The 23994-nt window shown below is 74.0% G+C and carries 22 protein-coding genes; 9 read left to right on the top strand and 13 right to left on the bottom strand.

The features are described from left to right. Positions 1 to 11 precede the first annotated feature (11 nt). Entirely contained in the window at positions 12 to 1019 is a 1008-nt protein-coding gene (locus tag IE106_RS07700; protein WP_189531280.1) for a TAXI family TRAP transporter solute-binding subunit, read from the top strand. A gap of 19 nt (positions 1020 to 1038) precedes the next feature. Here the strand turns inward: IE106_RS07700 and IE106_RS07695 are convergent, their stop codons facing one another. After that, positions 1039 to 2460 carry a sensor histidine kinase gene (locus IE106_RS07695; RefSeq protein ID WP_189531278.1) on the bottom strand — a complete coding sequence of 474 codons (1422 nt, stop codon included), beginning with the start codon at positions 2458 to 2460 and terminating at the stop codon, positions 1039 to 1041. 31 nt (positions 2461 to 2491) lie between these two features. Continuing rightward, positions 2492 to 3232: a response regulator transcription factor gene (locus IE106_RS07690; protein ID WP_189531276.1), complete on the bottom strand. Its 741-nt coding sequence runs from the start codon at positions 3230 to 3232 to the stop codon at positions 2492 to 2494. A 265-nt stretch (positions 3233 to 3497) separates the two neighbouring features. Between IE106_RS07690 and IE106_RS07685 the strand changes: the two genes are divergently transcribed. The 5 genes from IE106_RS07685 to IE106_RS07665 all read left to right on the top strand — a co-directional run bounded on the left by IE106_RS07685 (position 3498) and on the right by IE106_RS07665 (position 8934). Further along, a complete protein-coding gene (locus IE106_RS07685; RefSeq protein WP_189531273.1) occupies positions 3498 to 4283 on the top strand; it encodes an amino acid ABC transporter ATP-binding protein in 786 nt (261 codons plus the stop codon). A gap of 33 nt (positions 4284 to 4316) precedes the next feature. After that, entirely contained in the window at positions 4317 to 5240 is a 924-nt protein-coding gene (locus IE106_RS07680; RefSeq protein WP_189531272.1) for a glutamate ABC transporter substrate-binding protein, read from the top strand. A gap of 97 nt (positions 5241 to 5337) precedes the next feature. Then, positions 5338 to 5985, top strand: a complete 648-nt coding sequence (locus IE106_RS07675; RefSeq protein WP_189531270.1) for an amino acid ABC transporter permease — start codon at positions 5338 to 5340, stop codon at positions 5983 to 5985. Further along, the gene (locus IE106_RS07670; protein WP_189531268.1) at positions 5982 to 6899 is read left to right on the top strand and encodes an amino acid ABC transporter permease; all 918 of its coding nucleotides are present in this window, start codon (positions 5982 to 5984) and stop codon (positions 6897 to 6899) included. The genes IE106_RS07675 and IE106_RS07670 overlap by 4 nt, the downstream gene beginning before the upstream one ends. Before the next feature lie 367 nt (positions 6900 to 7266). Then, positions 7267 to 8934 (top strand): FAD-dependent monooxygenase, encoded by a 1668-nt coding sequence (locus tag IE106_RS07665; protein WP_189531266.1) that lies wholly within the window; start codon positions 7267 to 7269, stop codon positions 8932 to 8934. A gap of 337 nt (positions 8935 to 9271) precedes the next feature. Here IE106_RS07665 and recX read toward each other — a convergent pair whose 3' ends face one another. The 4 genes from recX to IE106_RS07645 form a co-directional block, all read right to left on the bottom strand. Next, entirely contained in the window at positions 9272 to 9841 is a 570-nt protein-coding gene (recX, locus tag IE106_RS07660) for a recombination regulator RecX (protein ID WP_189531265.1), read from the bottom strand. A gap of 3 nt (positions 9842 to 9844) precedes the next feature. Next, positions 9845 to 10975 carry a recombinase RecA gene (gene recA, locus IE106_RS07655; protein WP_189531263.1) on the bottom strand — a complete coding sequence of 377 codons (1131 nt, stop codon included), beginning with the start codon at positions 10973 to 10975 and terminating at the stop codon, positions 9845 to 9847. A 517-nt stretch (positions 10976 to 11492) separates the two neighbouring features. Beyond that, positions 11493 to 12629: an AI-2E family transporter gene (locus IE106_RS07650; RefSeq protein ID WP_189532191.1), complete on the bottom strand. Its 1137-nt coding sequence runs from the start codon at positions 12627 to 12629 to the stop codon at positions 11493 to 11495. 274 nt (positions 12630 to 12903) lie between these two features. Beyond that, on the bottom strand, positions 12904 to 13098 hold the full coding sequence (locus tag IE106_RS07645; protein ID WP_149180277.1) for a DUF3046 domain-containing protein: 195 nt from the start codon (positions 13096 to 13098) through the stop codon (positions 12904 to 12906). 79 nt (positions 13099 to 13177) lie between these two features. Between IE106_RS07645 and IE106_RS07640 the strand changes: the two genes are divergently transcribed. Then, positions 13178 to 14092 (top strand): hypothetical protein, encoded by a 915-nt coding sequence (locus IE106_RS07640; RefSeq protein WP_189531261.1) that lies wholly within the window; start codon positions 13178 to 13180, stop codon positions 14090 to 14092. A gap of 63 nt (positions 14093 to 14155) precedes the next feature. On the opposite strand, the gene IE106_RS07635 is transcribed toward IE106_RS07640, so the two are convergent. From IE106_RS07635 to IE106_RS07625, 3 genes are read right to left on the bottom strand one after another with little or no spacing between them, the layout of a single operon-like run. Then, entirely contained in the window at positions 14156 to 14473 is a 318-nt protein-coding gene (locus tag IE106_RS07635; protein WP_189531259.1) for an AzlD domain-containing protein, read from the bottom strand. Further along, positions 14470 to 15225 carry an AzlC family ABC transporter permease gene (locus IE106_RS07630; RefSeq protein WP_229840162.1) on the bottom strand — a complete coding sequence of 252 codons (756 nt, stop codon included), beginning with the start codon at positions 15223 to 15225 and terminating at the stop codon, positions 14470 to 14472. Before IE106_RS07630 ends, IE106_RS07635 begins: the two co-directional genes overlap by 4 nt. Positions 15226 to 15235: 10 nt before the next feature. Continuing rightward, positions 15236 to 16111 (bottom strand): AraC family transcriptional regulator, encoded by an 876-nt coding sequence (locus tag IE106_RS07625; protein ID WP_189531257.1) that lies wholly within the window; start codon positions 16109 to 16111, stop codon positions 15236 to 15238. Positions 16112 to 16202: 91 nt separating this feature from the next. On the opposite strand from IE106_RS07625, the gene IE106_RS07620 reads away from it, so the two are divergent. Beyond that, the gene (locus IE106_RS07620) at positions 16203 to 20828 is read left to right on the top strand and encodes an ATP-dependent helicase (protein WP_189531255.1); all 4626 of its coding nucleotides are present in this window, start codon (positions 16203 to 16205) and stop codon (positions 20826 to 20828) included. 99 nt (positions 20829 to 20927) lie between these two features. After that, on the top strand, positions 20928 to 21737 hold the full coding sequence (locus IE106_RS07615) for an Fpg/Nei family DNA glycosylase (RefSeq protein ID WP_189531254.1): 810 nt from the start codon (positions 20928 to 20930) through the stop codon (positions 21735 to 21737). Between the two features lie 52 nt (positions 21738 to 21789). Here IE106_RS07615 and IE106_RS07610 read toward each other — a convergent pair whose 3' ends face one another. From IE106_RS07610 to IE106_RS07595, 4 genes are all read right to left on the bottom strand, one after another. Next, positions 21790 to 22125 carry a hypothetical protein gene (locus tag IE106_RS07610; protein ID WP_189532279.1) on the bottom strand — a complete coding sequence of 112 codons (336 nt, stop codon included), beginning with the start codon at positions 22123 to 22125 and terminating at the stop codon, positions 21790 to 21792. A 166-nt stretch (positions 22126 to 22291) separates the two neighbouring features. After that, complete coding sequence (locus tag IE106_RS07605; RefSeq protein WP_189531250.1) at positions 22292 to 22762, bottom strand: Dps family protein; 471 nt, start codon at positions 22760 to 22762, stop codon at positions 22292 to 22294. A 168-nt stretch (positions 22763 to 22930) separates the two neighbouring features. Then, positions 22931 to 23314, bottom strand: coding sequence for a helix-turn-helix domain-containing protein (locus IE106_RS07600; protein ID WP_028963738.1), 384 nt, complete (start codon positions 23312 to 23314; stop codon positions 22931 to 22933). A 109-nt stretch (positions 23315 to 23423) separates the two neighbouring features. After that, complete coding sequence (locus IE106_RS07595; protein WP_229840161.1) at positions 23424 to 23987, bottom strand: CinA family protein; 564 nt, start codon at positions 23985 to 23987, stop codon at positions 23424 to 23426. Positions 23988 to 23994 lie beyond the last annotated feature (7 nt).

Raw genomic sequence — 23994 nt, 5'->3', positions numbered from 1 at the left:
AGGATCGCGCCATGTCCTCCGCCCCGTCCCCGCCGTCCCGCCTCCCCCGCCGCCGGGCGGTGTGGGCCGGCGTCGCGCTGCTGGTGGTGTCGGCGGTGCTGGCCTGGTGGCTCCGGCCGGCCGGGGAGAGCGGGCCGCGGGGCGCGGTCACGTTCAGCACGGGGGTGCCGAGCGGCGTCTACCAGCGGTACGGCGAACTGCTGCGGGAGGCGCTCGGGCGGGAGCTGCCCGGGGTGAGGGCGGACCTGCGCGACAGCGAGGGCTCCCAGCAGAACCTCGCCCGCCTGGCGTCCGGCGAGGCCGATTTCACCATCGCCACGGCCGACGCCGTCGCGACGTACGTCCAGGAGAAGCGCCCCGGCTGGAAGCGCCTGCGCGGCTGCACCCGGCTGTACGACGACTACGTCCAGCTGGTGGTCCCGCAGGAGTCGGCGGTCCAGTCGGTGCGCGACCTGGGCGGCCTGCGGGTGGGGGTCGGGCAGGACGGGTCGGGGGTGCGGTTGCTCGCGGACCGGCTGCTGTCCGCGGCGGGGCTGGATCCGGCCACGGGCGTGCGCGCGGTGCCGGCCGGGATCGACAAGATGCCGGGGCTGATGGAGAAGGGGCGGCTCGACGCGTTCTTCTGGTCCGGGGGGCTGCCGACCAACGCCATCCTGCGGCTCTCGGAGCGCTTCCCGATCCGGCTGGTCCCCCTGGAGACGGACCTGCTCGACACCGTGCACGGCGGGGGCGGCCCCAACCGCTACTACCGCTCCGCCATGATCCCCCCGGACGCCTACGCCCGGGTCCCCGGCCGTGAGCCGGTGCAGACCATGGCCGTGGCGAACCTGCTGGTGACGACGGACCGGATGGACGCCGCGCTCACCGAGGCCATCACCCGCACCGTGATCGGCAGCCGGGACCGCATCGGCCGCGTGGTCCACCCCGCGCAGCTGGTGGACCTGCGCACGGCGATCTACACCGATCCGCTGCCCCTCCACGAGGGCGCCCGCCGCTACTACCGCTCGGTCAAGCCGTAGCACCGGCCGCCCGCGGTCCTCACGCGGACGGCAGGGCCGGCTCCGCCTCCTCGGGCGCCGTACGCGGCACCGTGAGGGTCACGCGCAGGCCGCAGGGGTCGTTGTGGGCGAAGGCGATCGAGCCCCCGCCCGCGGCGAGCAGGGACCGGCAGATGGACAGGCCGAGGCCCGAGCCCTTGACGTTCTGGTGGCGGCCGCTGCGCCAGAAGCGGTCGCCGACCCGGGCGAGCTCCTCGTCCGTGAGCCCCGGCCCGTGGTCGGCCACCACGATCGTCGACGCGTCGCCGCTCGCCGCCACCTCGACGGTCACCTCCTCGCCCGGCGGGGTGAACTTGAGGGCGTTGTCGATCACGGCGTCCAGGGCGCTGGAGAGCGCCACCGGGTCCGCCCAGGCGGTGACGGCCGCGGGCCCGCAGGCGGTCAGGCGGACGCCCTTCTCCTCGGCGAGCGGGCGCCAGGCCGCGACGCGCTCGGCCGCCAGCAGCCCGATGTCCGTCAGCCGCAGGTCCACGGAGGCGTGCTCGGCCAGGGCCAGGTCCAGCAGGTCGTCGAGGACCCGCGCGAGGCGCTTGCCCTCCGTGCGGACGGAGGCGATCTCCTCGTTCCCCTCGGGGAGTTCCAGCGCGAGGAGCTCGATCCGCAGCAGCAGCGCGGCGAGCGGGTTGCGGAGCTGGTGCGAGGCGTCGGCGACGAACGCGCGCTGCTGCTCCAGCACCTCCTCGACGTGGTCCGCCATCTCGTTGAACGACCGGGCCAGGCGCCTCAGCTCCGGCGGGCCACCCGACGCGGCGACCCGCGCGGTGAGCCTCCCCGTCGCGATGTCGTGGGTGGCGGCGTCCAGGATGCGGACCGGCTTCAGCACCCAGCCGGTGAGGCGGAACGCGGCGCCGACGGCCAGGAGCATCGCCGCGCACTCCCCCGCCGCGATCAGCAGCCAGCCGTGCAGGATGCGGGAGCGCAGCTGCCCGGTCGGGGAGTCGGTGACCACCACGGCGACCACGTCCCCGTCCCGCACCACGGGTGAGGCGACGGCCAGCCGGGGGTCGCCCTGCCAGGGCCAGACCTGCGGCGGGTCGTGCGACCGGCGGCCGAGCAGGGCCTCGCCGAACGCCCGGCGCAGCTCCCCCTCCTCCGGTACGACCCACCCGTCGGGCGCGGCGGCCATGGCCGTGCCGTCGCGGTAGTACACGCCCGCCCTGATCCCGTACACGTCGTGGTACCGGGCGAGTTCGCCCTGGAGGGTCGCGCGCCGCTCGTCGATGCCGGGGCCGGACTCGGTGACGTACTGGGCGATGGCGGCGAAGCGGGCGGTGTCGTCGATCCGGTCGACGACCACCGTCTGCTGGTGCGCGGCGGCGAGGCTCCCCGCGAGCGGGAAGCCGAGCGCGAGGAGCACACCCGCCATGAGGATGATGAGCAGGGGGAGAAGACGCGTACGCACAGGTCGCCGGCCGTTTCGTGGGGCGTCGGTCCTACGACCCGGCCGCCGTCGGGGCGGCGGGGGCGACGAGGCGGTACCCGACGCCCCGTACGGTCTCGATCAGGGAGGGCATCCGCAGCTTGGCGCGCAGCGAGGCGACGTGGACCTCGAGCGTGCGGCCGGTCCCCTCCCAGCTCGTGCGCCACACCTCGCTGATGATCTGCTCGCGGCGGAAGACCACGCCCGGCCGCTGGGCGAGCAGGGCGAGCAGGTCGAACTCCTTGCGGGTGAGCTGCACGGGCGTGCCGTCCACGCTGACCCGGCGGGTGGACAGCTCGACGACGACGGAGCCGAGGCGCAGGGGTTCCGCGGGCGAGCCGACCACCGGCAGGGACCCGGTGTCCTCCGCGTCGCCGCCGGTGGCGCGCCGGCTGACGGCGTGGATGCGGGCGAGCAGCTCGCCGGTGTCGTACGGCTTGACGACGTAGTCGTCGGCGCCGAGGTTCAGCCCGTGTATGCGGGAGCGGACGTCCGACCTGGCCGTCACCATGATCACGGGGGTGCTGGTGAGCTTGCGGAGCTTTCCGCAGACCTGGTAGCCGTCCTGGTCGGGGAGGCCGAGGTCGAGCAGGACCACGCCGAAGGGGGCCCTCCCGGCGTCGCCGGAGGGCAGGACCGCCTTGAGGGCCTCCTCGCCGTTCCTGGCGTGCGTGACGGCGAACCCGTGCTTCCTGAGCACGGCGGAGAGGGCCGCGGCGACGTGGTCGTCGTCCTCGACGAGGAGCAGTCTCATGGCCTCCCTCCGGTGGTGTGCCGCTCATCCCGGCGACATCCTGACGTCATGTATCACGGCATCCATGCCGATGGCGGGCATGTCAGTCAAGGGGGTGGGGGCCGGTATCGCGGTTCTGTTATGCACCCGTACCCGGGCCGGCGACCCCGTTCACGCAGCGTACCCGCCCGCGGCCGTATCGTTATGCTCAATTTCCGCTCAGATGTGATGACGCTGCTCTCGGGCCGTGATTAAGGTCCTCCCCAACCGACGAGGACGGAGCATGATGAGCGGAGTATCAGTGGCCAAGGGCAGTGACGACGCCGTAGCGGCGGCAGACAGCCTGGTGGTGCTGAGCAACGTCAACAAGCACTTCGGCGCGTTGCATGTGCTCCAGGACATCGACCTGACCATCACGCGGGGCGAGGTGGTGGTCGTCATCGGCCCCTCCGGGTCCGGCAAGTCCACCCTGTGCCGCACGATCAACCGCCTGGAGACGATCGACTCGGGCACGATCACGATCGACGGCAAGCCGCTCCCGGCGGAGGGCCGCGAGCTCGCCCGGCTGCGTGCCGACGTCGGCATGGTCTTCCAGTCCTTCAACCTGTTCGCGCACAAGACGGTCCTGGAGAACGTCATGCTCGGCCAGGTGAAGGTCCGCAAGACGGACAAGAAGACCGCGGAGGAGAAGGCCCGGCGGCTGCTCGACCGGGTGGGTGTCGCCGTCCAGGCGGACAAGTACCCGGCCCAGCTCTCCGGCGGGCAGCAGCAGCGCGTGGCGATCGCCCGCGCCCTGGCGATGGACCCCAAGGTGATCCTCTTCGACGAGCCGACCTCGGCGCTCGACCCGGAGATGATCAACGAGGTGCTGGAGGTCATGCAGCAGCTCGCCCGCGAGGGGATGACCATGGTCGTCGTCACCCACGAGATGGGCTTCGCCCGGTCGGCCGCCAACCGGGTGGTCTTCATGGCGGACGGGAGGATCGTCGAGGAGGCCACTCCCGACCGGTTCTTCAGCAACCCGCGCAGCGACCGTGCGAAGGACTTCCTCTCGAAGATCCTGCACCACTGACGAGCACCGACCCACGACTTGAGGGATGTTCACATGAAGCTCCGCAAGGCCTCCGCCGCCGCTGCAGCGGCCCTCGTCCTCGCGCTGACCGCCACGGCGTGCGGCGGCAAGGAGGGCTCCGCCGGTGACCCGCAGTCCGTCAAGCCGGGTCAGTCCGGCGCGCCGGAACTGCCGAAGTACACCGTCGCCCAGAACGTCACGCTGGACTCGCCGACGTTCCAGGAGGCCAAGAAGCGCGGCAAGCTGATCATCGGCTCGAAGGCGGACCAGCCGTACCTCGGCTTCGAGGACCAGGCCACCAAGAAGCGCTCCGGCTTCGACGTCGAGATCGCCAAGATGGTCGCCGCGGACCTGGGGTTCGGCGAGGACCAGATCGAGTGGAAGACCGTCGACTCGGGCGTCCGTGAGACGGCGATCTCCAAGGGGCAGGTCGACTACTACGTCGGCACCTACACGATCAACGACAAGCGCAAGCAGCTCGTCGGCTTCGCGGGCCCGTACTACAAGGCCGGCGCGGACCTCCTGGTGCGCAAGGACGAGAAGGGCATCACGGGCCCGGAGACCCTGAAGGGCAAGAAGGTCTGCTCCATCGTGGGCTCCACGCCGCTGCAGGAGATCAAGAAGCCCCAGTACGGCGCGCAGACCACCGAGCTGGCCAAGTACTCCGACTGCGTGCAGCAGCTGCTGACCGGCCAGGTGGACGCCGTCACGACGGACGACTCGATCCTCAAGGGCTACGCCGCGTCGAACCCGACCAAGCTGAAGGTCATCGGCAAGCCGTTCACCGAGGAGCCGTACGGCATCGGCATGGACAAGGGCGACAAGGCTCTGCGCGACTTCGTCAACGACTCGCTCGAGAAGCACGTCAAGGACGGCACGTACAAGAAGATCTACGAGGCCACGCTGGGCCTGTCGGGATCTCCCTTCGTCGAGCCGCCGGCCGTCCAGCGCTACTGAACCGGCCTCCGGCGAGCGCCCCGCACGTGAGACGTGCGGGGCGCGCCGCCCCCTGTCCTGCTGCCCCCGCCCCTGCCGCCGCCGACGCGGAGACCTCATGAATGTATTGCTCGACCACTTTTCGGATTTCCGTGCCGGCTTCCTGGGAACGCTGTCGATCACCGTTGTGAGCAGCGTGATCGCTCTCCTGCTGGGCATCCTGATCGCCGGGTTCCGCGTTTCGCCGGTACCTCCCCTGCGGTTCTTCGGCACCGCCTGGGTGACCCTGCTGCGGAACACGCCGCTGACGCTGCTCTTCCTCGTCTCGTTCTTCGTCGTGCCGGAGATCCTCTTCCCCGGCATGAGCACCTTCGTGCTCGGCGCGATCGCGCTCGGCCTCTACACCTCGGCCTTCGTCGCCGAGGCGGTCCGGTCCGGTGTCAGCACGGTCCCGCTGGGCCAGGCGGAGGCGGCGCGTTCGCTCGGCATGTCCTTCAGCCAGACCCTGCGGCTCGTCGTCCTCCCGCAGGCCACCCGGACGGTGCTGCCGCCGCTCAGCTCCATCTTCATCGCCCTGACGAAGAACTCGGCGATCGCCGGCGCGTTCAGCGTCACCGAGCTGTTCGGCTGGCAGAAGCTGCTGAGCGACCAGGGCTACGACATCGTGTCCCTCTTCTTCTGGGTGGCGCTCGGCTACCTGGTCATCACGTTCACCCTCAGTGGCGTCTTCCGGCTGCTGGAGCGACGTTTGGAGGTCGCGCGATGAGCGCCAGTGTCCTGTACGACGCCCCCGGCCCCAAGGCGATCGCCCGCAACCGCGTCTACGCGGTGATCGGTACGCTCGCCGTCCTGGGAGTGGTCGGCGTCAGCATCGCCCGCCTCGCCCAGAAGGGGCACTTCGCCCCCGAGATGTGGGACATCTTCAACTACGCGGGCATCCGGCAGAACATCGCCGACGGCGTGGTCTCGACGCTCAAGGCCTTCGGCATCGCCGCCGTGGGGTCCCTGGTCCTGGGCGTCGTCCTGGCGGTGGGGCGACTGTCCGACCACCGTCCGGTCCGGTGGCTGGCGACGACCTTCATCGAGGTCTTCCGCTCGATCCCCCTGCTCATCACCATCTACGCGGTGTGGGTCGGCTTCCTCACCGACCACTCGATGTGGGCGCTCGCCCTGGGCCTCTCCCTCTACAACGGGTGCGTGCAGGCCGAGGTGCTGCGCGCCGGCATCAACTCGGTGCCGCGCGGCCAGCGTGAGGCGGCGTACGCGCTGGGCCTGCGCAAGACGCAGGTGATGACCAGCGTGCTCATGCCGCAGGCGGTGCGGGCGATGATGCCGACGATCATCAGCCAGCTCGTGGTGACCCTGAAGGACACGTCCCTCGGCTTCATCATCCTGTACCCGGAGCTGCTGTACGCGGCCCGGCTCATCGCGAGCAACACGCAGGTCAACGGGCAGTACCCGTACGTCTCCACCATCATCGTGATCGGTGTGATCTACGTCGCGATGTGCCTGGCGCTCTCCGCCCTGGCCAACTGGATCGAGCAGCGCGGCCGCAGGGCGAAGACCGGGATCGGCCCGGCCGCCGCGGCCGAGCCGGAGGAGGCGCCGGGCGTCCTGGGCCACACGGGGACGGCCGCCGACGACCTCGGCCCCCACATCACCAAGGACACCCGGAGCTAGCGGGGACGCCCGGGGCCGGCGGGGGACCGCGGGGCTCCGGCATCCGCACGTACCCGGCGGACGGCTTTCGGGCCGTCCGCCGGGTTTTCTTCGCACCGGCCGCCGCGGGAATCGCCGCGCGGGTACGGCCCGGCCGGTCCGCACCCCGTCCCGGGGGAGGAAGGCGGGCGGCCGTGGAGCGGGGTGCCCGGGCCCCCGCGCAACGCGCGGCACCGCCGTCCCGCGTGTTTCACCGTCACTTGACGCAAGCACGCGCAGTGGGTTGCATACGGTCTGTGATCACTCACCGGGTACCAGTCGTACATTCACGCGTTTCCCCTGCTCGCCGTAGGTCCATCCGGGTCACAGGAGTCACAGGAGTCACGCCGTGGACCCGGTGATCGTCGTCGGTGCGGGGCCGGTCGGGCTCGCGCTGGCTCTCGCGCTGGCCGCGCAGGACGTGCCGTCGGTGGTCCTGGACGAGGGCACGGGTGACGACGAGTACCGGCCCGCCCGGACCGTGGTCCTGCGGGCCGACACCGCCGCGTTCGCGGAGCGGCTGGGCTGCGCCGAGGCGCTGCGGGGCGAGGGCGTCCGGTGGACCGGGTGGCGGTCGATACGGCGCAGGCAGCTCGTACGGCACCTGTCGTTCGTGGACGCACCGGACGACGGGGCGTTCGAGGAGGACGGCGAGGGGGAGGACGGCGAGCGCGTCGCGGCGCCGCTGCACGTCCCGCAGCACGCGCTGACGGGCGCGCTGCGCACGGCCCTCGCCTCGCCGCCCGCGGCCGGGCTGGTGCGGATCGTCGCGGACTGCCGCCTGGACGCGCTGGAACAGGACGCGACGGGGATCTCGGCGCACACCCGCGGGGACCGTTCGACGTGGTGGCGCGGGAGTCACCTGGTGGGCTGCGACGGTGCGCGGTCCACGGTGCGCAAGCTGCTGGGCATCCGCTTCCCGGGGCGTACGGCGGTGGAGCGCCACGCGGTGGCGATGCTCCGCACCGAACTGCCGTGGCCCGGCGAGGCCGTGCTGCACCGCCGGCCGCCGTGGCGGGGCGGCGGGGACGAGGTGGCGGCGCGCCCGCTCCGGGGCGGGGGCTGGCGGCTGGACTGGCTGCTGCCGCCGCGCGGGGACCTGGTGACGCCGGAGGCCCTGGTGGCGCGGATCAGGGAGACGCTGTCGGGGTGGTGCGACGAGACGCCCCCGTACGAGCTGGTCGACACCGGTGTGTACACGCTGCACCACCGGCTCGCGCGGCGCTGGCGCGTCGACCGGGCGTTCCTGGCCGGCGACGCCGCGCACCTGCTGGGCGCGCTGGGCACGCAGGGCCTGGACGAGGGGCTGCGCGACGTGGAGAACCTGGCGTGGAAGCTGGCGCAGGCGTGGCACGGCGGTGGTTCGCCGGAGACGCTGCTCGACAGCTACCAGGCGGAGCGGCGCACGGCGGTGGCCGCGCGGCTGCGCGCGGCCGACCAGTCGCTGCCGGTGCTGCGGGGCGGGAACGGGCTGCGGACGTACCTGCGGGGCGGTGCGCGGGGACACGACGCGCTGCTGGCCGACGCGCACCTGGGGCGCGGACCGCTGGGGGCCCCGCCCGCCTACCCGCATTCGCCGCTCGCCCCGGTGGACGTGGAGGGCGAGGTGGCGGTCGGCACGGCTCCGGGTGCGCCGGTCGCCGACGTGCCGGTGACCGCGCCCGACGGTACGGCGGGGCGGCTCCGGGACCGGCTGGGGCGGGGTGTGCTGGTGGTGCTCGTCGCGCCGGGGACCGGGGTGTGGGACCGGCGCCACTGGGTCACCGCGGGGGTGATGCCGCGACTGGCCGAGGCGGTAGGGGCCCTGCCCGTACGAGGTGAGCTGCTGGTCACGGAGGCCTATCCGGGCGCGGCGGCGCACACGGTGCTGCTGGTACGCCCTGACGGGCATCTGGCCGCGGCCTTCGCCGGTGTCCACCCGGCTGCCCTCCACGCGGCGACGCAGGCCCTGCTCGGGGGCGCGCCGGAACAGGCGGCGGCCGAGACCCGCGAGGAGGAGGCCGCCCACGCCCCCTGACGGCCTGGGGTCTCCGGGCCGGGCCCGGAGCCGAAGCTGGGGCCAAGGCCTGGGGCTGAAGGCCGAGGCCGGAGTCTGGGCCGGGGGCCTGGGCTGAAGGCTGAGGCCCGAGTCTGGGCCGGGATTGAAAGCCGAGGCCGGGGCCCTGGGTTGAAGGCAGGAGCTGAAGCCGGAGCCAGGGCCCGGATCTGAAGGCAGGGGCTGAAGCCGGAGCCGGGGCCCGGACCTGAGGGCAGGGCCGAGGTCCGGGAACGGGGCCGGAGCGGGGGCCCGGTGGTTGAGGCCGGGGCGCCGACGGGGCACCGACGGGGCACCGGCAGGGTGCCGGACCGGGCCGTCAGGTGCCGTCGAAGTCCAGGTCCTCGGTGTCCTCGCCTTCCTCCTCCAGGGCACGGCGGACGACGCGGAGGGCGAGGCCCTCGGGGTAGCCCTTGCGGGCGAGCATGCCGGCGAGGCGGCGGAGACGGCGGTCGCGGTCGAGGCCGCGCGTGGAGCGCAGCTTGCGCTGGACGAGCTCGCGGGCCGTCTCCTCCTCCTGCTCGGCGTCGAGACGGCCGACCGCCTCGTCGATCAGGGAGGAGTCGACGCCCTTGGTGCGCAGCTCCCGGGCGAGGGCGCGGCGGGCCAGGCCGCGGCCGTGGTGCCGGGACTCCACCCACGCCCCGGCGAACGCCGCGTCGTCGATCAGTCCGACGTCCTCGAAGCGGGAGAGGACATCGTCGGCGATCTCCTCCGGGATGCCCCGCTTGTGCAGCGCGTCCGCGAGTTGCTTGCGGGTGCGCGGCGTCCCGGTGAGCAGGCGCAGGCAGATCGCCCGCGCCTGCTCAGCCGGATCCTGGGGCGGCAGCTCCTTCTCGGCCCTCGACGAGTCGGTGCCACCGCCCGGCCATTCGGTGCGCCGGGCCATGGGTTACCCCTTGGCCGCTGTGGCCTTGGTCGCCTTGGTGGCCTTCACCGCCGGTGCGGGGACCGACTTCGCGGGGTCGGTCGTGGCGTCCGCCGCGGCCGCGGCGTCCGGGGCCGGCTCCGCCGCCGTGGTGTCCGGCCGGACACCGACGCCCAGCTTCTCCTTGATCTTCTTCTCGATCTCGTTGGCGAGGTCGGGGTTGTCCTTGAGGAAGTTGCGGGCGTTCTCCTTGCCCTGGCCGAGCTGGTCGCCCTCGTACGTGTACCAGGCGCCCGCCTTGCGCACGAAGCCGTGCTCGACGCCCATGTCGATCAGGCCGCCCTCGCGGCTGATGCCCTGGCCGTAGAGGATGTCGAACTCGGCCTGCTTGAACGGCGGGGCGACCTTGTTCTTGACGACCTTGCAGCGCGTGCGGTTGCCCACCGCGTCCGTGCCGTCCTTGAGCGTCTCGATGCGGCGGATGTCGATGCGCACCGACGCGTAGAACTTCAGCGCGCGGCCACCGGTCGTGGTCTCGGGCGAGCCGAACATCACGCCGATCTTCTCGCGGAGCTGGTTGATGAAGATCGCCGTGGTCTTGGACTGGTTGAGCGCGCTGGTGATCTTCCGGAGCGCCTGGCTCATCAGACGGGCCTGCAGACCCACGTGCGAGTCACCCATCTCACCCTCGATCTCCGCACGCGGCACGAGCGCGGCGACGGAGTCGATGACGATCAGGTCGAGCGCGCCGGAGCGGACCAGCATGTCCACGATCTCCAGCGCCTGCTCGCCGTTGTCGGGCTGGGACAGGATCAGGTTGTCGATGTCGACGCCGAGCTTCTTGGCGTACTCGGGGTCGAGGGCGTGCTCCGCGTCGATGAAGGCGACCTGGCCGCCGGCCTTCTGCGCGTTGGCCACGGCGTGCAGGGTCAGGGTCGTCTTACCGGAGGACTCCGGGCCGTAGATCTCCACCACACGGCCGCGCGGCAGGCCGCCGACGCCGAGCGCCACGTCGAGCGCGGTGGAGCCGGTCGGGATGACCTCGATGGGGTCGTTCGACCGCTCGCCCATGCGCATCACAGCGCCCTTGCCGAATTGCCGTTCAATCTGTGCGAGCGCGGCGTCGAGCGCCTTCTCGCGGTCGGTTCCTGCCATGGGTTCCACCCGGTTTGCTTGAGTCGATCGCTTCACGTCAAAGACGCTAACCCCTGCCACTGACAACGCGCCCCGACGTACCTCCCGGCCTGTGGAAAACCCCCCGCCTCAGCACGCGGGGTCCCAGGCCACACCCTCATGAGAATGGATGTTCGATTTTAGTGTCAAGCGAGCCACACCGCTGTGGACAGGGCCGTCCCGTGGGGTGTCGCGCCCGGCGGGGGCGGCGAAGACGGGCGTCCGCGGGTGTGAGGCGATCCACACGCGGGGCTCCGGCCCGACGGGGTTGCCGAACCCGCTGCGGGCCGCAGAGCCCGGTGCGGGCCGCGCATGCGCCCCGCCCACGCGTTCCGGCAGCACCGCCGCGCGTTCGCCCTGCGCGCGGCCGCCGTGTCGACGGGCGCCGCGCCGGCGGGCGACGGCACCGGTCGGCCGCCGGCGCCCGCAAGGGCCCACCGGTGGCCGGGGCGCCGCCGAAGCCCGCGCCCGCCCCGTACGGCTCCGGGGGCGCCCCGGGTCAGACGCCGCCCTCGGGAGGCGCCTGGTCCCGCCCGGTGCGCAGCGCCCGCTGGACCCGGGACAGCACCATCTCGCCGTGCCGGCGGTGGCCGTGCATCCGCGGGTCCTCCGTCACCGCGTACCGCTTCACGTACGCGCCGAGGAACGCCTGGAGCGTGGCGACCGCCGGGATCGCTATCAGCGCGCCGACCGCGCCGAGCAGCGCGGTGCCCGCGACGACGGAGCCGAAGGCCACCGCCGGGTGGATGTCCACGGTCCGCGCGGTGAGCTTGGGCTGGAGCAGGTAGTTCTCGAACTGCTGGTACACGACGACGAACGCCAGCACCCACAGCGCGTACCAGGGGGCGACGGTGAACGCGATCAGCATCGGCAGCGCGCCCGCCAGGTACGTGCCGATGGTGGGCAGGAACTGGGAGACGAGGCCGACCCACACGGCCAGCGCGGGCGCGTAGGGAACGCCCAGGAACTCCAGCAGGACGAAGTGCGCCACGCCGGAGCACAGGGCCATCAGGCCCCGCGAGTAGAGGTAGCCGCCGGTCTTGTCGACCGCGATCTCCCAGGCCCGCAGCACCTCCGCCTGCTTCGCCGGGGGCAGCACGGAGCACAGGGCGCGGCGCAGGCGGGGGCCGTCCGCGGCGAAGTAGAACGAGAACAGGAGGATCGTCAGGAGCTTGAAGAGGCCGCCGAGCACGGTGGCGGAGACGTCGAGCACGCCGCTCGCGCTGTTCTCCACGTATTGCCGCAGCCAGTCGGAGCGCAGGAGGCTGTCCTGGACCGCGACCCGGGACAGCTCCGTGTGGAAGGTGTGGTTGATCCAGTTGATCAGCGAGTCGAGGTACTTGGGGAGGTCCTCGACCATGTCGACGATCTGACCGGCGAGCATCGACCCGAGGAGGACGACGAAGCCGACGCTCACGATGACGACGCCCAGGAACACCAGGAACGTCGCCAGACCCCGGCGCATCCCCCGCGCGGCCATGCGACCGACCGCGGGCTCGACGGCGAGAGCGAGGAAGAACGCGATCAGGATGTTGATCAGCAGCCCGATGAGCTGGTGGAACGCCCAGCTGCCCAGTTGGAAGCAGGCGTAGAGGGCCAGTGCGAGAGCCATCGCCTTCGGCAGCCAGCGCGGCATCCGGGCGGCGCCCGCGGTCGCCGGAGCAGGTCCGCCGGCCGGCGCCGGGGTGCCGGTCGGTGCGGCCGTCGGACCGGACGTCGGAACCGTCGGGCCGGTCGGCGAAACAGTCGTCGAACCGGCCTGGTCGGCGGTGGGGGCGGCGGTCGGATCGGGGTCGGGGGCGGGGTTCGGGGTCTCGTCAGTCGGGGCCACGGGGCAAGTGTCGCGCACGTCGGCGACACCGTGCTCGGCCCTGTGGACAACCCCCGTCCGGCCGCGTCCGGGCCGTGGGTCAGCGCTTGTCGGCGGGCACGCCGACGGCCGCGCACACGGCGCGCCACACGTCCTTGGCCTCCCAGCCGGCGTCGAGCGCCTCGTACACCGTCCGGCCGCCCAGCTCGGACATCACGTGGTCGCGTGCGAAGGACTCGGCGTAGGCCCCGCCGAAGTGGTCCGCCATGCGCTCCCAGAAAATCGTCAACCGCATGCGTCCAGTATCGCGCTCCTGAGAGTGCAGACCGTCCCCGACCGCTTGCCCGGAACCCTTTCCGCCCTACGGTCGGGACATGGCTGGAACTCCCCTTCGGTGCGCCGAGCAGTTCGTCTGGCTCACTGCCCGCGTCCTCGAACAACGCCGCTTCGCCCACCACTTCCTGGGCGGGAGCGCCGACGCCGTGGAGGCCGCCCTCCTCCCGTACGCCAACGAGGACGGCGGCTACGGGCACGCCCTGGAACCGGACGTGCGGGGCCCGGTCAGCCAGCCGCTGCACACGGCGCACGCGCTGCGCGTGCTCGACGCGATCGGCCGGTGCGGCGGACCGCGCGCGGAACGGGTCTGCCGGTACCTGACCGGCGTCTCCACCCACGACGGCGCGCTGCCGGCCGTCCACCCGTCGGTGCGCGGCTATCCCGTGGCGCCGTTCGTCCCGGTCGTCGACGACCCGCCGAGCGACCTGCCGGCCACCGGCCCGGTGGTCGGGCTGCTCCACCGCAACCGGATCTGGCACGCGTGGCTGTTCCGCGCCACTGACTTCTGCTGGGCGGCGGTCGAGGCGATCGCGGGGGGCCGGCCGACGCACCCGTACGAGGTCGAGGCCGCCGTGGCGTTCCTCGACGGGGTCCTGGACCGGGACCGGGCGGAGGAGGCGGCGGACCGGCTGGGCCGGGTGGTGCGGGAGCGGCGGCTGGCGGTGCTGGAGCCGGAGCGGGCCGGCGCGTACCCGCTCGCTCCCGGGTACGCGCCGGGCGAGTACCACTTCCCGCACGACTACGCGCGCGTGCCGGACTCGCTCGCCCGGCGGTGGTTCACCGACGGGGAGATGGCCCGCTCCCTGGACCACCTGGCCTCCCGGCAGGCCGAGGACGGCGGCTGGCCGGTCGGCCGGCGGCAGTGGGCGCCCGGCGCCGTCCTGGAGTCGCGGCCGATCGTCACGATCGAGGCGCTGCGCACGCTGCGGGCACACGGCCGCCCCGTCGGCTGAGGGCGCGGCCCCGTGCCGGCCGGCCCGTGGCGGGGCCGGTCCTCACGGGCCGGCCGGCGCGGGTCAGCCGCCCAGCGCCCGCACCCCGGCCGTGACCACCACGGCCACGGCGACGACCACCAGGAACGGCGCGCGGAGCACCAGGGCGAGGGCCGCGGCGGCGAGGCCCGCTCCGCGGGCGTCGACGACGAGCGCGCCGTCCGCGCTGAACGTCTGCTGCGCGGTGAGCGCGGCGAGCAGGGCGATCGGCAGCAGCGCCGCCAGGCGCCGCACCAGGGGCCGTTCCAGGGTGTCGGCCGGCACCAGCAGGCCGCCGAGCTTCAGCAGGTAGCAGCCGACGGTGGTCAGGCCGATCGCGATCCAGACGGTGGTGGTGTTCATCGCCGGTCCTCCCGGCGCCCTCGCAGCCACAGCACGGCGGGGGCGGCCAGCGCGGCGACGAGCACCGGCACGCCGGCGGGCAGCACCGGCAGGAACCCGAGCCCCAGGACGACGGCCAGGCCGGCGACGGCCCGGTCGGTCGCGGAGCGGAGCATCGGGGCGAGCAGGGCGAGGAAGACGGCCGGACCGGCGGCGTCGAGCCCCCAGGCGTCGGTGTCGCCGACGGCCTCCGCGCCCAGGGCGCCGACGAGCGTGGTGAGGTTCCACAGCACGTACAGGGTCAGGCCGGTGACGGTGAAGCCGATCCTGGCGGCGCGGCGCGTGGGCTGGGCGAGGGCCACCGCCGTCGTCTCGTCGATGACCCAGTGGGCGCCGAGCGGACGCAGCGCCCGCGGGAGGGCCAGGAGCTGGGAGAGGCGCAGCCCGTAGAAGGCGTTGCGGGTGCCGAGGAAGAAGGCGCCCGCGGCGGCGGTGAACGGGTTGCCTCCGGCGGCGAGCGCGCCGACGAGCGCGAACTGCGAGGCGCCGGTGAAGACGAGCAGGCTGAGCGCGCAGGTCTGGAGGAGGCCGAGCCCGGCGCCGACCGAGGTGACCCCGAAGGCGAAGCCGGAAAGGCCGACGGCGACGCCGACGCCGAGGGAGTCCCGTACGACGGCCCGGTCCGGCTTCGCCGCGTCCGCGGGCTTCGCCGCCTCCGCGCGCGCGGTGTGCCCCGCCGCGGGTGCTGCTGGTGGTGTCGACTGTTCTGCCACGCCCGGGACGCTACGGCCGCCCGGCTCCCCCGGTCTTGTACGTTCTTGCGCGTTCCCGCTGGTAGGCGCCGGGCGGGACGCCGACGATCCGGGTGAAGTGGCGGTTGAGGTGGGGTTGGTCGGTGAAGCCGACCTCCACGGCCGCCTCGCCGGGGGCCCTGCCCGCCTCCAGGAGACGGCGGGCGGCCCGTACGCGCGCGTTGGTGAGCCAGGTGTGGGGCGGCATCCCGTACGCCGCCTTGAAGGCGCGCAGCAGCGTGAACGGGCTGGTGCCGAGCTCCCGGGCGAGCTGCTCCAGGGAGGGCGGCCCGGCCATGCGGTCGAGGAGCACCTCGCGCGCGGCGGCGGCCGTGCGGGCGCCGGCGGTGCGCGGGGTCCGCTGCGGGAGGGGGGTGCGGCCGTGGCGGCCCAGCAGCCGGGCGACGGCGACGCGCAGGACGCTGTCGGCGGCGAGGGCGTTGCCCTCCTCGGCCGCGCGGTGCACGGCGCGGATCAGCCGGGCGGTGCTCTCGTCCTCGACGATGGTCTCGCCGAAGGCGACCGTGCCGCGCAGGGTGGTCTCCTCCTCGGCGATCTCGGCGACCAGCCGCGACGACGGGTAGAGCGTGGCGTACGACCAGCCTTCGGGCACCCCGGCGTGCGCGGAGTGCGGCACCTCGGGGTTGATCATGACGACGGTGCCGGGGCGGGCCCTGATCGTGCCCTCCGGCATGACGACGTCCTCGACGCCCCGGCGGACGGCGCCCAGCACGTAGCCCTCGTGGCTGTGGCGGGAGAAGGAGTGGCGGACGTAGCGGGCGCGCAGCAGGTCGAGGCCGGGCACCCCCGGGTACTGCCAGTGCCGGGCCCACTCGTCGGGCCGTCCGCCGTCCGGGGTGGTCGCCATGCCTCCATTCTGCGCCCGACGGCACCCACGCTGACCTGCGGGTCCACGGTTCGGACGCCGGTTGTCGGTGGCGGGGTGCACGATGGGGGGCATGGCCGGGACCGCACTCGACTCCTTCTCCCCCGCGACCCGCGGCTGGTTCACGGGGGCGTTCAGCGCGCCCACCGCCGCCCAGGAAGGGGCGTGGCGGGCCATCGGCGCGGGGTCGGACGTGCTGGTCGTGGCGCCGACGGGGTCCGGCAAGACGCTGGCGGCGTTCCTCGCCGCCCTGGACCGGCTGGCGTCGACGCCGCCGCCCGCCGACCCGAAGAAGCGCTGCCGGGTGCTGTACGTGTCGCCGCTGAAGGCGCTGGCGGTCGACGTGGAGCGGAACCTGCGCAGCCCGCTGACGGGCATCCGCCAGGAGTCCGTGCGGCGGGGGCTGCCGGAGCCGGAGGTGCGGGTCGGGATCCGCTCGGGTGACACGCCGCCCGCGGAACGGCGCTCGCTGGCGACACGCCCGCCGGACATCCTCATCACCACGCCGGAGTCGCTGTTCCTGATGCTGACGTCCGCCGCGCGCGACGCGCTGGCGGGCGTGGAGACGGTGATCCTCGACGAGGTGCACGCCGTGGCGGGCACGAAGCGGGGCGCCCACCTGGCGCTCTCCCTGGAGCGGCTCGACGGGCTGCTGCCCCGCCCCGCGCGCAGGATCGGCCTGTCCGCGACGGTGCGGCCGGTGGACGAGGTGGCGCGGTTCCTGTCGCCGCAGCGGAGGGTCGAGGTGGTCCAGCCGCCGTCCGGCAAGGAGTTCGACCTGTCCGTGGTGGTGCCCGTCGAGGACCTGGGCGAACTGGGCGGCTCGCCGGCCGCCGACGCGGGCGGCGGCCCCGGCGAGAAGCCGTCGATCTGGCCGCGCGTGGAGGAGCGGATCGCGGACCTGGTGCAGGAGCACCGGTCGACGATCGTGTTCGCCAACTCGCGGCGTCTGGCCGAGCGGCTGTGCAACCGGCTCAACGAGATCGCGTACGAGCGGGCCACGGGCGAGGCGCTGCCCGACGACGCCTCCCCCGCCGAGCTGATGGCCCAGTCCGGCGCCGCCAGGGGCGCGCCGCCGCTGCTGGCGCGGGCGCACCACGGCTCGGTGTCCAAGGAGCAGCGGGCGCTGGTCGAGGAGGACCTGAAGGCCGGCCGCCTGCCCGCCGTGGTGGCCACGTCCAGTCTGGAGCTGGGCATCGACATGGGCGCGGTCGACCTGGTCGTCCAGGTCGAGTCGCCGCCGTCCGTGGCGTCCGGGCTCCAGCGCGTGGGCCGCGCCGGGCACCAGGTGGGCGCCGTGTCGCGGGGCGTGGTGTTCCCGAAGTACCGGGGCGACCTGGTGCAGGCGGCGGTGGTGACGGAGCGGATGCGGCGGGGCGCCATCGAGTCGCTGCGCGTCCCGGCCAACCCGCTGGACGTGCTGGCCCAGCAGCTCGTCGCCATGGTCGCGCTGGACACGTGGAGCTACGACGACCTGTTGGCGCTGGTGCGGCGGGCGGCCCCGTTCGCGTCGCTGCCGGAGTCGGCGTTCACGGCCGTGCTGGACATGCTCGCCGGGCGCTATCCGTCGGACGCGTTCGCGGAGCTGCGCCCGCGCGTGGTGTGGGACCGGGTCACCGGCGCGGTCACGGGGCGCCCCGGCGCCCAGCGCCTGGCCGTCACCTCGGGCGGCACGATCCCCGACCGGGGCCTGTTCGGTGTCTTCCTCGCGGGCGCCGACCCGAAGCGGGGCGGGGGCCGGGTCGGTGAGCTCGACGAGGAGATGGTGTACGAGTCGCGCGTCGGCGACGTGTTCACGCTCGGTACGTCGTCGTGGCGGATCGAGGACATCACGCGCGACCGGGTGCTGGTGTCGCCCGCGCCCGGCGTGCCCGGACGGCTGCCGTTCTGGAAGGGCGACCAGCTGGGCCGTCCGCTCGAACTGGGCCGGGCGGTGGGGGCGTTCCTGCGGGAGGTCGGCTCGCTGGCGCCGGACGACGCGCGGCTGCGGCTGACCGCGGCGGGGCTCGACGCGTGGGCCGCCGACAACGTCCTGGCGTACCTGGACGAGCAGCGCCGCGCCTGCGGGCACGTGCCGGACGACCGGACGATCCTCGTGGAGCGGTTCCGCGACGAGCTGGGCGACTGGCGCGTGGTGGTGCACTCGCCGTTCGGCGCCCAGGTGCACGCCCCGTGGGCGCTCGCGCTCGGTGCCCGGCTCGCGGAGCGGTACGGCATGGACGCCCAGGTCATGCACGCCGACGACGGCATCGTCCTGCGCCTGCCGGACGCCGACCTGATGGGCCTCGACCTGCTGGACCAGGAGCCGTCCGCCCCGGGCCCGGAGTACGACGGCGAGCAGGCCCCGGTCGGCGCCGCCGACGTCGTCCTCGACAAGGACGAGGTCGATCGGGTCGTCACCGAACAGGTCGGCGGTTCGGCGCTGTTCGCCTCCCGCTTCCGGGAGTGCGCCGCCCGGGCCCTGCTGCTGCCCAAGCGCGATCCCGGCAAGCGCACCCCGCTGTGGCAGCAGCGCCAGCGCGCGGCGCAACTGCTGCAGGTGGCGAGCGAGTTCGGTTCGTTCCCGATCGTCCTGGAGGCGGTCCGCGAGTGCCTCCAGGACGTGTTCGACGTACCGGGCCTCCAGGAGCTGATGGGGGACGTGGCGTCGCGTCGCGTCCGCCTGGTGGAGGTCACCACGCCGGAGCCCTCGCCGTTCGCCCGCTCGCTGCTGTTCGGGTACGTGGCCCAGTTCCTGTACGAGGGGGACTCGCCGCTCGCCGAGCGCCGGGCGGCCGCCCTGTCCCTGGACTCGCGGCTGCTCGCGGAGCTGCTGGGCCAGGCGGAGCTGCGCGAGCTGCTCGACCCGGAGGTGCTGGCCGAGCTGGAGCGCGAGCTGCAGTGGCGTACGGACGAGCGCCGGGTGAAGGACCCGGAGGGCGTCGCCGACGCGCTGCGCGTGCTGGGCCCGCTCACCGGGGCCGAGTTGGCCGAGCGGGGCGCCGACCCGGCCTGGCCCGAGGAGCTGGCGGCCGCCCGGCGGGCGATCCGGGTCCGGATCGCGGGCGCCGAGCACTGGGCGGCCGTCGAGGACGCCGGCCGCCTGCGCGACGCGCTGGGCACGGCCCTGCCGGTCGGTGTCCCCGAGGCGTTCACGGAGCCGGTGAAGGACCCGCTCGGCGACCTCCTGGCACGTTACGCGCGCACCCACGGCCCGTTCACGTCCGCGCAGGCCGCCGCCCGGTTCGGGCTCGGCACCGCCGTCACGGACGGGGCGCTGCACCGCCTCGCCGCGGGCGGCCGCGTCGTCCAGGGCGAGTTCCACCCGTCGGGCGTCGGCCAGGAGTGGTGCGACGCCACGGTGCTGCGCCGGCTGCGGCGCCGCTCCCTGGCCGCGCTGCGCCAGGAGCTGGAGCCGGTCCCGCCGGCCGCGCTCGCCACGTTCCTGCCGCAGTGGCAGCACGTGGGGGGCGGCGGGCTGCGCGGCATCGACGGCCTGGCCCGCGCGATCGAGCAGTTGCAGGGCGCGCCCGTACCCGCGTCGGCGCTGGAGAGGCTGGTCCTGCCCTCCCGGGTCCGCGACTACGCCCCCCGGCTGCTGGACGAACTGACCACCACCGGCGAGGTCGTGTGGGCGGGCGCGGGCGCCCTGCCCGGCAAGGACGGCTGGGTGTCCCTGTACCTCGCCGACGCCGCGCCGCTGCTCCTGCCCCCGCCGCACCCGCTGGAGCCGACGGCGCTCCACGAGTCCGTGCTCACCGTCCTGTCCGGCGGGTACGGGCTGTTCTTCCGTCAGATCGCCGACCAGGTCCGGGCGACCACGCACCCGGACGTCACCGACCCCCAACTCGCCGACGCCCTGTGGGACCTCGCCTGGTCCGGCCGGCTGACCAACGACACCCTCGCCCCGCTGCGCGCCGTGCTCGGCTCCGGCCGTACGGCGGGTTCCACCGCCCACCGGGCCAGGCGCCCCGTGCCACGCGGCCGGTACGGGACGCTGACCGCCACCGCCCGCCCCGCCTCCCGCTCCGGGCCGCCCACGGTGAGCGGCCGCTGGTCCCTGCTGCCGCCCGCCGAGCCCGAGCCCACGCACCGCGCCCACGCCCTGGCCCGGACGCTGCTGGACCGGCACGGCGTGGTCACGCGCGGCGCGGTGGCCGCCGAGGGCGTCGAGGGCGGCTTCTCCGCCACGTACCGGATCCTGTCCGCGTTCGAGGACAGCGGCCAGGCCCGCCGCGGCTACGTCGTGGAGGGCCTGGGCGCCGCCCAGTTCGCGATGGACGGGGCCGTGGACCGGCTGCGGGCCGCGGCGTCGGCCCGGGAGCGTGCCGAGGGGTCCGCCGACCCGCGGGCCGTCGTCCTGGCCGCCGCCGACCCGGCCAACGCGTACGGCGCGGCCCTCCCCTGGCCGGAGCCGCCGACCGGCGCGGGCCACAAGCCGGGCCGCAAGGCGGGCTCGCTGGTGGTCCTGGTGGACGGCGAGCTGACGCTGTACGTGGAACGCGGCGGCAAGACCCTGCTGTCGTGGTCCTCCGACCCGCAGGCCCCGTCCCTCCGGGCCGCCGCGGAGGCCCTGGCGGCCGCCGCGGGCGAGGGCGCGCTGGGCACGGTCACCGTCGAGCGCGTCAACGGGACGGCCGCCCTCACCTCCCCCCTGTCCCCCGCCCTGGAGGCCGCGGGCTTCCACGCCACACCGAGGGGGCTGCGGCTGCGCGCGTGACGGCCCCGGTCCCCGCGCGTGGGCGCGCCGAGGCCGGCGGGGGGGTCCCGTGCGCGTGGGCGCGCCGAAGGACCGGTGCCGCGGCGCATCATGGATGCCATGCCCGAAGGAGACACGGTCTGGCGGACCGCCCACCAGTTGCACGGCGCCCTCGCCGGCCGGCTCCTGACCCGGTCGGACCTGCGCCTCCCGAAGCTCGCCACCGTCGACCTGACCGGCCGGGCCGTCGTCGGCGTCGTTCCGCGCGGCAAGCACCTGCTCACACGGATCGAGGGCGGCCTGACCCTCCACTCGCACCTGCGGATGGACGGCGCCTGGCACGTCTACGCGGCGGACGAGCGCTGGCGCGGCGGGCCGGGGCACCAGATCCGCGCGATCCTCGGCACCGCCGCACTCACCGCGGTCGGCTACCGGCTGCCCGTCCTGGACCTGCTCCGCACGGTCGACGAACCGACCGTCGTGGGTCACCTGGGCCCGGATCTGCTCGGCCCGGACTGGGACTTCGAGGAGGCCGTGCGCCGCGTCCTCGCCGACCCGGCCCGCCCGCTCGGCGAGGTCCTCCTCGACCAGCGGAACCTGGCCGGCATCGGCAACGTCTACAAGTGCGAGCTGGCGTTCCTGGCGCGCGTCACCCCGTGGCTGCCGGTCGGCGACCTCCCCGCAGGGGTGCCGGAGCGGCTGGTCGCGACGGCCCGGCGCCTGCTGGAGGAGAACAAGGGCCGTTCCACGCGCCGCACCGTGCCCGGCGGCCGCACCGACCGCAGCCTGTACGTGTACGGACGCTCCCGGCAGCCCTGCTACCGCTGCGGGACCCCGATCCGCTGGGACGGCGGCGGGGACGAACTCCGCGACCGCGTCTCCTACTGGTGCCCGGGCTGCCAGACCGGCCCCGCGCCCGGCGCCCCCTGACGCCCGCGCACTTCCCGGTGCCCGCGGGAGCCCCCGGCGCCCTGACGCCCCCTCAACCCCCCGGACCACCGCCGTCACCGGACCTGCGCGGCACCCCCCGGCCGAAAGCCCGTACGACGTCCCACACGAGGCCCCGCAGCGCCTCCGGGAACGAGTCGCGCACCGCCGCCCGCCACCGGGAGCGGCGGCCGGTGGACCGCCCCGGCCCCGGTGCCGCCGCGACGTGCACCGGGAGCAGGCTGAGCCCCCAGCCGCTCGCCGCCGCGACCCCTTCGGCCAGTCCGGCCCGGTCGGGCACGAGCGCCAGGCGCAGCACCGCCCACCACCACAGTCCGCCCAGTACGAGCGCCGACGCCAGCGCCGGCAGCGGGACTCGTCGCCGTACCATTGCCGCCTCCTCCGGTCGACGCTAGACCGGCCCGATCACCGGGCGGCAGGGCGCACCGGAGCAGCCACCGGCGCATCCGCCGTCCCACGCCCCGCACCCGGCCCCGGCGCCGAGGGGCCCCCGGACCCGGTGGGTCCGGGGGCCGCGGGCCCGGGGACGGGAGGCATCAGACGTTCTCCGCCTGGAACATCCAGGCGTGCTTCTCGAGCTCGGCGGTCAGTCCGATGAGGAGGTCCTGGGTGATCGGGTCCGGCTCGTCGGTCGCCGTGACCCGCTCCCGCATCCGCTGGATGACGGCGCCGAGCGCGTCCACCATGATCCGTACGGCGTCCTGGTCCTGGATCCACCCGGTCGGCACCTCGCCGATGGCGCTGCCGGAGGCCACGGTCGCGGCGCGCCCGTCCGGATTGACGCCGATGGCCGAGGCGCGCTCCGCCATCACGTCGGAGTGCGTCCGGGCGGTGGTCACGACCTCGTCGAGCTGCAGGTGGATGGACCGGAAACGCGGTCCGATCACGTTCCAGTGGACCTGCTTGGCGACCAGCGACAGGTCGACCAGGTCAACGAGAGCGCCCTGCAACGCCTCGCCGACCACCTTCAGGTCGGCCTCGGGCAGCGAACTCTTGACGACAGCCATGCGAATCCTCCATTCCGTGCGCACGTTCCACCATGACACACAGCGCGCAAAACGGGCATTCGACTAAAAGCGAAAGCCCCGGTCGGCACCTCGGGTACCCGGCCGGGGCTCAGCCCAAAACGTCGATCCTGCGGGTCCGCGGCGAACGGGCCGCGGAACCGGGACGGATCAGGCGGCGACGACGTCCACCGCTTCCGCGGGTGCCTTGATGGTCACCCGCTCCGTCGGCACACCCGCCACCGACGTCACGGACACAGAATTGAGCATCGGACGTACTGGCGCGGACACCGGCTCACTCGCCGCTGCCGATTCCGCCAGCTCCGCCAGCGACAGCTCGTCGCTCACTTCCCGCATGAGCTCGGACATCCGTACGTCCAGCGCGTCGCAGATCGCGGAGAGCAGCTCGGAGGAAGCCTCCTTCTGCCCCCGCTCCACCTCGGAGAGATAGCCGAGTGATACTCGGGCGGACGAGGAGACTTCGCGCAGAGTACGGCCCTGGCGCTGGCGCTGCCGACGCAGCACGTCACCCAGCAGGCGACGGAGCAGAATCATCGGTGGCTCCCTCCTCGGACCGCGTAGCCGCATCCTTCACGCCCCACCGTACCGCCTCGCGCTGCGGCCGTGCGGGGAGCGATGTCGTGTTCACTCAGGGCTGCAAACATCAATTCCCCCCGTTCTGTTCCGTATCCTTTGCCCGCGCATTCCCCGAGAGTTCGCCCGCGAGCAGCTCCAGCACGCTCCGTACACTCTCTCTACGGATTTCCGCGCGGTCACCGTTCAACCGCAGTGCGGCCGTTTTCCCCTCCGCGGCGGCACCGCCGGGCGGCCCGCACACGGCCACGTACACCGTGCCCACCGGCTGTCCGTCCTGCGGGTCGGGGCCCGCGACACCCGTCGTCGCCACGCCCCACGCGGCACCCAGCCGGCTCCGCACACCCCGCGCCATCTGCAGCGCGACGTCCGCGTCGACCGCCCCGCGGCGCTCCAGCAGCTCCCCGTCGACACCCAGCAGGTCTCGCTTGAGCGGCGTGGCGTACGCCGTGACGGACCCGCGGAAAGCGCGCGAGGCGCCCGGCACTGCCGTCAGCTCCGCGGCGACGAGACCACCCGTGAGGGACTCCGCCACGGCGAGCGTCTGGTCACGCTCCGCGAGCAGGCGCAGGACGCGTACCGCCACCGGTTCCGCACCGGACCCGGCGCCCGGCCGCTCCTCGGCGGCCGCCACCGGGTCC

This window comes from Streptomyces roseolilacinus, assembly GCF_014649335.1.
Lineage (GTDB): Bacteria > Actinomycetota > Actinomycetes > Streptomycetales > Streptomycetaceae > Streptomyces > Streptomyces roseolilacinus.
Note: the sequence above shows the minus strand (reverse complement) of the source record. Positions and strands in the feature narration are given on the sequence as shown.